Origin of the sequence: Clostridium sp. DL-VIII (assembly GCF_000230835.1) — a bacterium.
Taxonomy (GTDB): Bacteria; Bacillota; Clostridia; order Clostridiales; family Clostridiaceae; genus Clostridium.
Map to the genome: position 1 here is coordinate 3199495 of NZ_CM001240.1, position 14003 is coordinate 3213497.

Consider the following 14003-nt stretch of genomic DNA (forward strand, 5'->3'; position numbering starts at 1 on the left):
GAAATTGAATTTTTGGAAGGAGAAAGAACATGAAAGAAAAACTTAAAGAATTACAAGAACTTGCATTAAACAAAATTGAAGCTGTTAAAACTAGCAGCGAATTAGAAGAAATAAGAGTAAAGTTCTTAGGTAAAAAAGGAGAACTTACTACAATATTAAGAGGTATGGGAGGATTATCTCCAGAGGAAAGACCAATAGTAGGAAAGCTCGTTAATGAAGCTAAAGCCGTTGTTGAAGAAAAATTAGAAGGAGCTTTAAAAGCTATTAAAGGAAAAGAAAAGGCAGAAAAGCTTGCTGGTGAAACTATAGATATATCACTCCCAGGAAGAAAAAAGGTTATAGGCAAGAGACATCCTTTAGATCTAACTCTTCAAAGTATGGAAGAAATATTTATTTCAATGGGCTTCACAATTGAAGAAGGACCAGAAGTTGAATTAGATCATTATAATTTTGAAGCTTTAAACATTCCAAAGAACCATCCTGCAAGAAGTGAGCAAGATACTTTATATATTAATGATAATATAGTTCTTAGGACTCAAACATCACCAGTTCAAGTTAGAACTATGGAAAATCAAAAGCCACCAATAAAAATGATATCACCTGGTAAGGTATATAGATCTGATTCGGTGGATGCTACTCATTCACCTATATTCTATCAAATGGAAGGTTTAGTTATTGATAAAGGAGTTACTTTTGCAGATTTAAAAGGTACTTTAGAACTGTTTGCTAAGAAGATGTTTGGCGATAAAGTTCAAACTAAGTTCAGACCACATCACTTCCCATTTACAGAACCATCAGCAGAAATGGATGCAACTTGCTTTGTTTGCGGTGGTGAAGGATGCAGAGTTTGTAAAGGTAGCGGATGGATAGAACTTTTAGGCTGTGGAATGGTTCATCCAGATGTTCTTAGAAATTGCGGTCTTGATCCAGAAGTTTATAGCGGATTTGCTTTTGGTTTTGGTGTTGATAGAATGGTAATGTTAAAGTACGGTATAGATGATATAAGATTATTATATGAAAGTGACATGAGATTCTTAAATCAATTTTAGAAACTTAAGAATATAAGAATTTATAAATATAAGAACTTAAGAATTTAAGAATATAAGAATTTATAAATGTAAGAACTTAAGAATTTAAGAATATAAGAAGGTAACAATTTAAATAGTTTAAAATAAAACAATTTAACAATTTAACAATAAATATTCTTAAGAATATAAAAAGGTATATTGTTAGAATAAAAATTTAAAAAAGAGCATGAAATGAAGCTCTTCAAACACATCTATGTGTGGCACGTAAAGGCAAATAATTTGCTTTATGATCAAAAGGAGGAAACAAAATGAAAGTACCATATAATTGGCTTAAGGATTATGTTGATATAAATGTAAGCCCTAAAGAATTAGGAGATAAGTTAACTTTGACAGGCTCACAGTTAGAAGAGCTTATTATTCAGGGAGATGTGATTCAAAATGTTGTTACAGGAAGAATTACTCAAATAGTGAAACATCCTGATGCAGAAAAATTAAGTATTTGTCAGGTTGATATTGGAAGTGAAGTAATACAAATAGTTACAGCAGCAACTAATATGAAGGAACAAGATGTTGTACCAGTTGCGCTTCATGGTTCTACTTTGGCGGATGGAACAAAAATTAAAAAAGGTAAGCTTAGAGGAGAAGTATCTAACGGAATGTTCTGCTCAGAGGAAGAATTGGGTATTGCAGGAGATGAACCAGTTCATGGATTAATGATTTTACCTGGCGATACTGAACTTGGAGTTGATATTAAAGAAATCTTAGGCTTAAATAAAGCTATTTTAGATTTTGAAATAACTTCAAACAGACCAGATTGCTTAAGCATGGTTGGTATGGCAAGAGAAACAGCAGCGGCTCTTAGAACAACTTATAAGATGCCAAGTTTCAAATATGAAATAAAATCTAATAAGAATATAAATGAAGAATTAACTGTTGAAGTAAAAGATGATCTTTGCAATAGATACATGGCTAGAGGAATTAAAAATGTTAAGGTTCAGCCATCGCCAGGCTGGATGCAGGAAAGACTTCTTGAAGCAGGAGTTAGACCTATTAACAATATAGTTGATATAACAAACTTTGTTATGCTTGAAATTGGTGAACCAATGCATGCTTTTGATAAGAGAGAAATTACTACTAATAAAATAGTAGTTGAAAGAGCAGAGGATAAAGAAAAGTTCACTACATTAGATGAAGTAGAAAGAGAGTTAGATAATTCCACTCTTTGCATTAAAGATGGAAATAAGACAATTGGTCTTGCAGGAATAATGGGTGGATTAAATTCGGAAATAAAAGAAGATACTACAGAAGTTATTTTTGAATGTGCAAACTTTGATGGTACTAATATAAGAGTAAACTCAAAGAAGTTAAATTTAAGAACAGAAGCTTCAGGAAGATTTGAAAAAGATATTGATCCTAATTTAGCAGAACTTGCATTAAACAGAGCATGCAGTTTAGTATGTGAATTAAATGCAGGAGAAGTTATGGAAGGTACTATAGATGTTTATAACAACAAAAAAGAAGTATCGACTGTAACTGTAGATTCAAACTGGGTAAATAAATTCCTTGGAACAGATCTTTCGAAAGAAGAAATGAAGAGATGCTTAGACAGTGTTGATTTATTTACAGAAATAAATGGAGATATGCTAGCTGTAACAGCTCCAACTTTCAGAGTTGATATCGCAATTAGAGAAGATATAGCTGAAGAAGTTGCAAGAATCTATGGTTATGAAAAGATTCCTACAACAATCTTTAAGGTTTCTACAGAAAGAGAACCTAGATATAAAAAAGGCATATTAGATAACAGAGTGGTATTACTTGCTACAGGAAGCGGATTAAATCAATCTATAAGCTACTCTTTCGTATCACCAAAGGTATTTGATAAAATTAACTTACCAGAAGACAGTGAACTTAGAAAAGTAGTTAAGATAAAGAACCCATTAGGTGAAGATTACAGTGTAATGAGAACATCAACTCTTCCTTCAATAATGGAGTCACTTGGAAGAAATTATTCTAGAAATAATTCATATGTTAGATTGTTTGAAATGGGTAAAGTTTATATTCCAAATGAAGATGATACAAAGCTTCCAACAGAAAAGAATGTTTTAACTATAGGTATGTATGGAGATTGTGATTATTTGGACCTTAAAGGTGTTGTTGAAAATATAATAGAAGGTCTTGGAATAAAAAATCCTAAATTTGAAAGAGAAAGCGAAAATGTAAGCTACCATCCAGGAAAAACAGCTAAGCTTATAATAGGTAGAAATAATGCTGGAACACTTGGAGAAGTTCATTTAGACGTTTCGGAAAACTATGGTATTGAAGTACCATGCTTTGCAGCTGAATTAGATTTAGATGTTTTATATGAAAGTTCAGATATGGATAAGAAATATAAAGCATTGCCTAAATTCCCAGCAGTAACAAGAGATATTGCACTTCTTGTTGATGATAATTTATTAGTTCAAGAAATTGATGAAACAATTAAAAGAGCTGGTGGAAATCTAGTTGAAAAAGTAGAATTATTTGATATATATAAAGGAAAACAAATTCCAGAAGGCAAAAAGAGTATTGCTTATGCAATCTGGTATAGGGATGAAAATAAAACATTAACAGATAAAGACGTTAATAAAGTTCATGAGAAGATCTTAAAATCTCTAGAATATAAGCTTGGAGCTACATTGAGAGATTAATAAATTATATATTAGACTTATGTGATAACTTACCGAAAGGACAGGTGCTCTATTATTTCGGTTACTAAGAGAATTGCTTGTGGATTTCTAACAGCAAAGTTGCACCATTTCTGCTGAAGAAATACCTACAACCAATTCTCTAATGTAACACTGCATAAAAGAGTACCTGTCCTTTCTGGTATAGCATATACTCAAAGTATAAATATAATTCTTAATAATGTATATAAATATACATTTAATTCTAGTTTTATTCCACCTTATACACTTTAATAAGATAAGATTAATTGGAGAGGAATATTGATGGAAAGAGACAGATATATTAGAGTGCCAAAGAACAATAAAGCAATAGAGGACTATGAGTATGGAGTTCAAGAATCAGAACAAATGGTAGATTTTGTTTTACGAAATTATTCTCAATATAATATCTTATTGCGCCAGTACTTGTTTTTGTAGCATTAATTGTTTTACCATAATACTCGAATATTCTAATTCTAGGTTCCCTCCTATTGTAAAAACTAAAATGTTATCAGTATCTACTATTAGTAGATTGCTTTTACATATGATATGCAATATATTTAAAGTATGCTGAATATGGAGGAGCGTTGTATGAATAAAGAGAAATTCGGTGATTTTGTTTGCAAGCTTAGAAAAGAAAAGGGGATGACTCAGCAGGAACTAGGGGATAAATTACATTTGACCAATAAGGCGATTTCTAAATGGGAAAGAGGCTTAAGCTTTCCGGATATATGTATGTTGCAGGATATTGCAGAAATACTAGAGGTTAGTGTCCTCGAATTATTAAATGGAGAGAGAAATGCAGAAATAAACATATCTAGTGAAGTTGCAAATAGAATTGTTGTAGACACGGTAAAACATTCGGGGCAGTTAATTAAAAAATCAAGAAGAAAGCTTACAGTTGCAATGGGTTTAACTATAAGCTTATTGCCTATAGTAGTAATGTTTTTTTCAGGCATATGTTTTTATTTCTTAAAATATGAAAGATCATTAGATGATGCGCTTCTTACATTTATATTTTTATTTATTGCGGCAGCGTTGATATTTATAATGTGCGGCGTTCCTTTAGCGGGTGTTATGTTTACAAATATGTGGAATGCTTCAAATTTAATGAATAATAACAAAAGAGTGAAAAAAATTATATGTGTTGCTCTTTATTTAATATTTGGAATATGGTTAGCGATTACTGGGATTAGAGTTATAAATAATATTCTTTAAAAGTGAATTTAAAGACTGAAATTTATAAACTTAATAATAGAACAATTTATATGAAAAGGTTGCTTCAAAAACATAAAAAGTATGTTTTTGAAGCATTTTTTGCTTTTTATAACATAATTATATACTTGGAGCTATGTTGGAAAACGGTGAAATTTAACCTCAATATGAAAGTTTTTAACTATTTTGCGTATATGCAATAAAAAAAAATTTATTTTTTAGAAGGAAATAACACGTTTATATAGAATAATATTAAGAAAGTGGTTAAAAGTGGAGTAAAGTGGCTTAAAAGTGGAGTGAAGATGCAATTTTTAAAGTAGGAGCTGAGAATGATGTTTATAGGGGAATATCAACATGCCCTAGATCCTAAAAATAGAATAATTGTTCCGGCTAAACTTAGAGATGGACTAGGTAATAAATTTGTTATTACCAAGGGTCTTGATGGGTGCCTCTATGCATACCCACTTGAAGAATGGGAAATATTAGAGAATAAATTAAAAACTTTGCCTTTAACTAACAAAGATGCGAGAGCTTTTGTACGGTTCTTTTTTTCTGGAGCTTGTGAAATTGAATTAGACAAACAAGGAAGAGGATTAATTCCACAAAATTTAAAGGAATATGCAGGTATAGAAAAGGACATAGTAAGTATTGGAGTATTATCTAGAGTAGAAATATGGAGCAGAGAAAAGTGGAATGAATACAATGAATCAAGTATAGATTTTGATTCAATAGCAGAAAAAATGAATGATTTAGGAATATAAGGAGATTAAAAAATGGAATTTAAACATGTTTCAGTATTATTAAATGAATGTATAGAAGCTTTAGACATAAAGGAAAATGGTATTTATGTTGATTGTACATTAGGAGGTGCAGGGCATTCATCGCATATATTAAAACATATATCGCAGGATGGAATGCTGATTGGTATAGACCAAGACAAAGATGCGCTTGCTGCAGCTAAAGAAAAACTTAAGGAATTTGGAAACGTAAGATATGTTCATAGCAATTTTTACAATATAGATAGTGTTTTAAATGAACTAGATATTGACAAGGTAGATGGAATTTTAATGGATCTTGGAGTTTCGTCGTATCAGCTTGATGAAGCATCAAGAGGCTTTAGTTACATGCAGGATGCACCATTAGATATGAGAATGAACAGAGATAATGATTTCTCAGCTTATGACATTGTAAATGATTATAGTGAAGAGGATTTATATAAAATAATAAAAAACTATGGTGAAGAAAGGTTTGCTAAAAGAATTGCAAATTTTATAGTTACTAGAAGAGCGGAAAAGCCTATAGAGACAACTTTTGAATTAGTGGATCTCATTAAAGCAGCAATTCCAGCTAAAATGAGAAGAGAAGGACCGCATCCGGCGAAGAGGACTTTTCAGGCTATAAGAATAGAAGTAAATTCAGAACTAAAGATATTAAATAAAACAATAGAAGATGGTGTGAACAGGTTAAGCAAGGGTGGAAGAATGGCAATTATAACCTTCCATTCATTAGAAGATAGAATAGTCAAACTTAAATTTAGAGAATTGGAAAATCCATGTACATGTCCTAAAGAATTTCCGATTTGTATTTGTGGGAAAAAACCATTAGTTAAGAGTATATCAAAAAAAGGAATAGCTCCAACTGATAAAGAGATTGAAGAAAATCCAAGGAGTAGGAGCGCTAAGCTTAGGGTAATTGAGAAGGTATAATTATTATTATGTTATAAATGAGTTGGGATGTGAATAAATTGGCGAGAAGAGAATATGATTATATAAGAGGAAATACGGTATTAGCCCCAGAAAGAAAACGTAAAATTGTAAGAAAACCAGATAAGAAATATAAGCAGATACAAAGAAAGAGAAAAATTGATAGTAAAATTCTATTAGAAAAAAAGCAGAGAGCAAATGATAGGAAGTATTTACTTACTATAGCAGGAATAATTGTTACATTAGGCTTTATAACTATTTCTGGAGATAACAAAGTTTATGATATTGAAAAAAGTTTGAATACTGTAAATTCTCAAATCAGTCAAACTGAAGAGGAAAATGAAGCACTAAAAGTAAAAATACTAAAGTATTCTTCCTTAAATAATGTGGAGACAAATGCAGAAAGTAAGCTGTCTATGTTTGTTCCAAGTAAAAATGACACAGTGAAAATTGACTTTTCACAAGATTATTTTAAGGATATAAAAACAAAAAGTTCTGAAAGCAATACAAAAGGCGAAGGCTTATTTTCTAAAATAATTAGTTTTATTAAATAATTCAATTAATTTTCTCTAAAAAACTGAAACATAAGATAGAAATAGTATTCTATGTACTAGAAAAGAACAAAGGTGAAAAGGTCATAAGAACTTTGAAAGCTTTTAATTAAAAGAAAGTACATGGAGGAAACAGGTATTGAAAAAGAAAAATTATAAAGATAGAGCAAAAATGCGTCAGAGGATGAGTATTACAGCTTTTACATTAACCTTGGTTTTTACAATATTAATTATTAGGCTTTCTTACATAATGATTGTTAAGAGGGCGGATTATTCTGCGAGAGCTGAAGAACAATGGACAAGTGAAGTAAAAATAGATGCTATAAGAGGAAGAATTTTAGACAGAAATGGAAAAGAACTTGCTGTATCTGCTAATGTTTATAGAGTAGATTTTGACTTAAACTCTATAAGAGCTTATTTAAAGAGGCCATTAAAATCTATTCCGAGTACAGAACTAGAACATATGAAAAGTGTGGGAATCCCAACCCCATCAGGTGATAATGGATTAACAACCGATGATATTGCACCTGTAATAGCAAATGCATTAAATATGGATGTAACAGAAATAAAAAAGGATCTAGAAACAAGACTTCCAAGTGGCGCAGCAGCGGGATCTGCTAAGGTTGTAAGAAGAATAGAAAAAGATCTAGCTGATAAAGTTAAAGCACTTAATATAAATGGAGTGTTAGTATCTCCGGATACAAAAAGATATTATCCTAATAATAATTTCTTATCGCATGTACTTGGAAGTACAAATTCTGATGGTAAGGGTTTAACAGGAGTTGAACTTGAATATGACTCATATTTATCAGGAATTCCCGGAATGAAAATTGCCGAACTTGATAAAAATAACAGAGATTTACCTTACACCATATCCCAGTTTACATCACCTATAAACGGTAAAGATGTTGAACTTACAATAGATGAAAATATTCAAAGCTTTGCTGAGAAAATAGCGGAGCAGGCGTATGAAGATAATAAGGCTAAGGCGGTTTCAATATTAGTTATGGATCCTAAGACAGGAGAAATATTAGCTATGGTTAATAAACCTGATTTCAATCCGAATAATCCATATGAAGGCGCAGATAAATTTGAAGGAGCCAATGATAGTGATAAATTACAAAAGATGTGGAGAAACAGGCTGGTAAATGATACCTTTGAACCTGGATCAATATTCAAGGTATTTACAGCAATAACTGGATTGGAAGAAAATGTTGTTAATAAAGATACACAATTTGTAGATAATGGCTCAATATCTGTTGGAGGGATTAATCCTAAATGCTGGAAGGCAGGAGGACATGGAGTTCAAAATTTTCCGGAGATTATAAAAAACTCATGTAATGTAGGATTTGTAGAATTAGGACAGATGATTGGGAAAGAAAAACTCAGTGCATCTATAAGTAAATTTGGTTTTGGAAAAGTAAGCGGAGTTGATTTGCCAGGTGAAGCACAAGGTATAGTTAAGCCGCTTAATAAGATTTCAGATGCTGACCTTGCAACAATTGCATTTGGACAAACTAACACTGTTAATTCAGTTCAATATATGGCTGGATTTAATGCCATTGCAAATGGTGGAACCTTAATTCAACCACATGTAATGAAAGAGGTAAGCCACAATGATGGAAATAATGTAAATATTGTAGATGAAACTTTTAAACCTAAAACTACTACAGTTGCAAGCTCTGAAAAGACAGCAGAGCTTAGGTCTTATCTTGAAGGAGTCGTTACAGGTGGATCAGGAACTGGTACTTTTATTGATGGCTATCATATTGCAGGTAAGACAGGTACTGCTCAAAAAGTTATTAATGGAAGATATCAGGAAGGCAAGTATATTTCTTCTTTCGTTGGAATGGCGCCCTATAATGATCCTAAGGTTACTGTTATGGTAACTATTGATGAACCTAGTAATGGACAATATTATGCAGCTCAAGTAGCAGTTCCATGTGCTAAGCCATTATTTACAGATATTTTTAGCTACTTAAATAGTAAATTTGCAGATGAAAATGAAGGACAAATTACTAGAGATGTGGTTATTCCAGAAGTTAGAAATATGAAGAAAGCAGATGCTGAAAAAGTATTAAAAGATGCAAAATTAGATTTTAATATTGATGGTGATGGGGAATCAGTAATGAGCATTACTCCATATCCGGGTTATTCAGTAAAAGAAGGCTCGAAAGTAAATCTCCATACAAACAGTGACGGGGCAGATAATAATGTTGTAATGCCGGATGTTAGAGGATATTCAAAAGAAGATGCTACGTCCTTGCTAAATAATCTTGGAATAACAGCTACTTTTGAAGGAAATGGAGCTGTTTCAGCTCAAGATATTTCATCAGGAGAAGTAATAACTAAAGGAACAACAGTTAAATTGACCTTGAGTTCAGACTATAAAGATTAATAAATATCTAATCAAAAACTTTATTTATTACTTGTAATTTTTAGCTTATGCTATAGCGGTTATAAGTGACAAGAGATAAGTGACAAGCTAAGGATGAATCTCCAAAACTTATCACTTGCCATTTGTCACTTGTAACTATATTTTGTTATCTCTTTAATTTATCAAAAACATAGGTTGCAAGCCATAAATTTAGTTTATAGAATTGATATCTATAGTATGTGAGAAGAATGCTTGCATACTAATATTTTTTAGTAATAATTTCATTACAGATTTAAATGTTTTTATAAAACTTTCGATAATTTTAAAAGTGAGAATGATTTTTATAAGTTTAATTCTAAAGAAGATAAATGGAGGAACGGAATTGAAGAAGAAAAAGTACGGTAATAAAGTAAAAACGCGTCAGAGAACGAGGAGTATTGCTTTTGTACTAACAATAGTTTTTGCAATATTAATAATTAGACTTTCGTATATTATGGGAGTTAAGGGTGCAGATTACTCTAAGATGGCAGAAGAACAATGGACAAATGAAGTAAAGATAGCTGCTCCAAGAGGAAGAATATTAGATAGAAATGGAAATGAACTTGCTGTATCTGCTAATGTCTACAGAGTGGATTTTGATTTGAATTCTCTGCGAGCGTATTTAGGAAGGTCATTAAAATCTATTCAAAGTACAGAGCTTAACCATATGAAAAGTGTAGGAATACCAATTCCTTCAGGCAGTAATGGATTAACTACTGATGATATAGCGCCAGTAATAGCAAAGACCTTGAATATGGATGTATCTGAAATAAAAGCTGATTTAGAAAAGAAACTACCAAGTGGTGCTAATGCAAGTTCTGTTACAGTAGTGCGTAAAATAGAAAAAGATATGGCGGATAAAGTTAAAGAACTTAATATAAATGGGATTGTAGTTTCAGCGGATGCAGAAAGATATTACCCTAATAATAACTTTTTATCACATGTTTTAGGGACTACTGATCCTGATGGAAAAGGGTTAAATGGAGTAGAACTTCAATATAACACGTATTTAACAGGAATTCCTGGAATGAAGATAGCAGAATTTGATAAAAACAATGGGGACTTGCCTTATACAACTCCTGAGTATACAGCGCCTATAAATGGTAAAGATGTGACCTTAACAATTGATGAAACTATTCAAAGTTTTGCTGAAAAGATAGCACAGCAGGCTTATGAAGAGAATAAAGCTAAAGCAGTTTCAATATTGGTTATGGACCCTAAAAGTGGGGAAGTTCTAGCTATGGTCAATAAACCGGATTTTGACCCCAATAATCCATATAGTGGTTCAAATAAATTTGATGGCTCGAATAGTAGCGATAAAGTGCAGCAGATGTGGAGGAATAGACTAGTGAGCGATACCTTTGAACCAGGATCTATATTTAAAGTATTCACTACTATATCTGGTCTAGAAAATAATGTGGTTAACAGAGATACACAATTTACAGATAATGGCTCAATATCGGTGGGAGGCATTACTGTAAAGGATGCAGAAGAAGGACTTGGAACTCAGAATTTACTTCAAATATTTCAAAATTCATCAAATGTAGGATATGTGAAACTAGGACAAATGCTGGGTAAAGAAAAGTTATATGATACCATTAATAAATTTGGGTTTGGAAAGCAAAGTGGAATTGACTTGCCTGGTGAGGCACCTGGTATTGTTAAGCCAATTGATAAAGTTTCAGAAGCAGACCTTGCAACAATATCCTTTGGACAAACTAACACCATAAACTCGGTTCAATATATGGCTGCATTCAATGCTATAGCAAATGGAGGAACGCTTATTCAGCCGCATGTAATGAAAGAAGTAACTCATAACGATGAAAATAATGTTAATATTATAGATGAAACTTTTAAGCCTAAAACTTCCGCAGTTGCAAGTAAAGAAAAGACAGCAGAACTAAGAACTTATCTTGAAGGAGTTGTAACAGGAGGATCAGCAGCAGCAACGTTTATTGATGGATATCACATTGGTGGTAAAACAGGTACTGCTCAAAAAGTTGTCGATGGTAAGTATGGGGAAGGCAAATATATATCTTCGTTTGTTGGAATGGCTCCAGCTAATGATCCTAAGGTTACTATTATGATAACAGTTGATGAACCTAGCAGCGATAAGTATTATGCTGCACAGGTAGCTGTACCATATGCAAAACCATTATTTACAGATATTTTTAACTATCTAAACAGTAAAGCTTCTACTGATGAGGAGAAAATCAGTAAAGATGTTATTATCCCAGAAGTTAGGAATATGAAAATTCAAGATGCAAAGAAAGCGTTGGAAAATGTAGGACTAGATTGCGATGTTGATGGAGCTGGAGAAAACGTAATAAATATGACTCCATATCCTGGATCTTCAGTTAAGGAAGGCTCAAAAATAACTCTTTACACAAGTGGTGATGCGACTTATAATAATAATGTTGCGATGCCAGATGTTAGGGGATATACAAAAGACGATGCTACAACTTTATTGAAAAATCTTGGAATAACAGCTTCTTTTAAAGGAAGCGGGGCTGTTTCATCACAAGATATTTCAGTAGGCGAAGTTATTACTAAAGGAACAACTGTTAAATTAACCTTAAGCTCAGATTATAAGGATTAAAAAGTGGTTTTAAATTTTAAACTAAAACAGCTTTATATAGAGAGAATTTAAAGTTGATTAGACAAATGATAAAATACTAGCATGTGGGAATGCTCGCATGCTATATTTTTTTAGCATATTAGTTTCTTAGAAAAATTCTGCATTGTTATAAAATATAAAATTCAGTGTAGATATAAGGTAAATTAGTTAGGAGAGATTCAATATGAATTTGAAAAATGTTTTAAAGGAAATAGACTATGAAGTAGTCCAGGGGAACATTGATGTAGAAATCAATAAAATTAATTATGATAGTAGAAAAGTTAAGAGCCTGGATGTTTTTGTGTGCATAAAAGGATATGCAACAGATGGACATAAATATATTGATAAAGCAATTGAAAATGGAGCAAAGGTAGTAGTAATACAAGATAGTATAGAAATAAAGGATAATGATGTTATTGTTATTAAATGCACTGACACGAGAAAATCTTTGGCGCTTATGGGTGCAAACTATTATGATAATCCTAGTGATAAAATGAAGATAATTGGTATTACAGGTACTAATGGAAAAACTACTACAGCCTTTATGATAAAAGAAATTCTAGAAGCAGCTAATAAAAAGGTTGGACTAATTGGAACTATTGCTAATTTTATAGGTAAAGAAAAGATTCATACTGAACGAACAACTCCAGAATCTTTAGAATTACAAGAATTATTTTCTGACATGGTAAATAAAGGTGTAGAGTATTGTGTTATGGAGGTGTCTTCGCATTCTTTAGAGTTAGATAGAGTTTATGGAGTTAAATTTGAAATAGGAATCTTTACGAATTTAACAAGAGATCATTTGGATTTTCATAAGACTTTTGAAAATTATTATAATGCAAAATTTAAACTTTTCAAACGAGCTAGAATAAAAATTGTTAATGTTGACGATAATTACGGAGGAAGAGTAATTGAAGATTTGAATAAACTAAATGCTGATAAGATTTATTCATTCTCGGTAAAGGATAATTCGGATTTTAAAGCATTTGATGAAGTTATGGGAAGCAGAGAAATTATGTTTAAGCTTAAACTCGAAAAAGAGGAACAGTTTACCTTAAATATACCTGGCGAATATAACATATATAATGCATTAGGATCAATAGCAGCATGTTATAAATTAGGTATAAATGAAGAAGCAATAAAAAAAGGAATAGAAAATGTTGTTGTCTTAGGTAGATGTGAAAGAGTAGCTAAAGAATATAATTTACCTTATGAAATTATTATAGATTACGCACATACACCAGATGGGCTTGAAAACATATTAAAAACTGCAAAAGGATTTACTAAAGGAAAGTTAATTTCTGTATTTGGCTGTGGCGGAGACAGAGATAAGGTTAAAAGACCTCAAATGGGCAAAATATCAATTGATATTGCAGATATTTCAATAGTAACATCAGATAACCCTAGAAGTGAAGAGCCTATGGATATTATAAAAGATATTGAAACTGGCCTTGATAAAGATAATTATATAGTAATTGAAAATAGAAAAGAAGCAATAAAAAAGGCTATAACCATTGCAGAAGCGGGTGATGTAATAGTTATTGCCGGAAAAGGTCATGAGACTTATCAAATTTTAAAGAATGAAACTATACATTTTGATGAAAGAGAAGTTGTTAAAGAAATACTTTATGAAGTTAACAAATAGTAATTTACAATAAATCGTTAATTTTATTTAATGAGCTTTTATAAATTATAAGTAAATATAAATTGAATTTTTAGATCTTATATATTAATAGCATAGTTAAATTTTATTGGTTAATTGTTAATTACA

General features: G+C 31.5%; 10 protein-coding genes. All 10 read left to right on the plus strand.

Features of this window, described 5'->3' with window-relative positions; translation table 11 throughout:
- Nucleotides 1-29 precede the first annotated feature (29 nt).
- The 10 genes from pheS to CDLVIII_RS14735 all read left to right on the plus strand — a co-directional run bounded on the left by pheS (nucleotide 30) and on the right by CDLVIII_RS14735 (nucleotide 13877).
- Nucleotides 30-1049, plus strand: a complete 1020-nt coding sequence (pheS, locus tag CDLVIII_RS14695) for a phenylalanine--tRNA ligase subunit alpha (RefSeq protein ID WP_009170239.1) — start codon at nucleotides 30-32, stop codon at nucleotides 1047-1049.
- 287 nt (nucleotides 1050-1336) lie between these two features.
- On the plus strand, nucleotides 1337-3715 hold the full coding sequence (gene pheT / locus CDLVIII_RS14700) for a phenylalanine--tRNA ligase subunit beta (RefSeq protein WP_009170240.1): 2379 nt from the start codon (nucleotides 1337-1339) through the stop codon (nucleotides 3713-3715).
- Between the two features lie 300 nt (nucleotides 3716-4015).
- Entirely contained in the window at nucleotides 4016-4168 is a 153-nt protein-coding gene (locus CDLVIII_RS31345; protein ID WP_009170241.1) for a hypothetical protein, read from the plus strand.
- Between the two features lie 153 nt (nucleotides 4169-4321).
- Complete coding sequence (locus tag CDLVIII_RS29325) at nucleotides 4322-4948, plus strand: helix-turn-helix domain-containing protein (RefSeq protein ID WP_009170242.1); 627 nt, start codon at nucleotides 4322-4324, stop codon at nucleotides 4946-4948.
- Between the two features lie 329 nt (nucleotides 4949-5277).
- Nucleotides 5278-5706, plus strand: coding sequence for a division/cell wall cluster transcriptional repressor MraZ (mraZ, locus tag CDLVIII_RS14710; protein ID WP_035301804.1), 429 nt, complete (start codon nucleotides 5278-5280; stop codon nucleotides 5704-5706).
- A gap of 12 nt (nucleotides 5707-5718) precedes the next feature.
- The gene (gene rsmH, locus CDLVIII_RS14715) at nucleotides 5719-6651 is read left to right on the plus strand and encodes a 16S rRNA (cytosine(1402)-N(4))-methyltransferase RsmH (protein ID WP_009170244.1); all 933 of its coding nucleotides are present in this window, start codon (nucleotides 5719-5721) and stop codon (nucleotides 6649-6651) included.
- A gap of 17 nt (nucleotides 6652-6668) precedes the next feature.
- The gene (locus CDLVIII_RS14720) at nucleotides 6669-7202 is read left to right on the plus strand and encodes a cell division protein FtsL (protein WP_186005576.1); all 534 of its coding nucleotides are present in this window, start codon (nucleotides 6669-6671) and stop codon (nucleotides 7200-7202) included.
- A 136-nt stretch (nucleotides 7203-7338) separates the two neighbouring features.
- Nucleotides 7339-9597 carry a stage V sporulation protein D gene (locus CDLVIII_RS14725; RefSeq protein WP_009170246.1) on the plus strand — a complete coding sequence of 753 codons (2259 nt, stop codon included), beginning with the start codon at nucleotides 7339-7341 and terminating at the stop codon, nucleotides 9595-9597.
- 361 nt (nucleotides 9598-9958) lie between these two features.
- Nucleotides 9959-12214, plus strand: a complete 2256-nt coding sequence (locus tag CDLVIII_RS14730; protein ID WP_009170247.1) for a stage V sporulation protein D — start codon at nucleotides 9959-9961, stop codon at nucleotides 12212-12214.
- Between the two features lie 202 nt (nucleotides 12215-12416).
- A complete protein-coding gene (locus tag CDLVIII_RS14735; RefSeq protein WP_009170248.1) occupies nucleotides 12417-13877 on the plus strand; it encodes a UDP-N-acetylmuramoyl-L-alanyl-D-glutamate--2,6-diaminopimelate ligase in 1461 nt (486 codons plus the stop codon).
- Nucleotides 13878-14003: the final 126 nt, after the last annotated feature.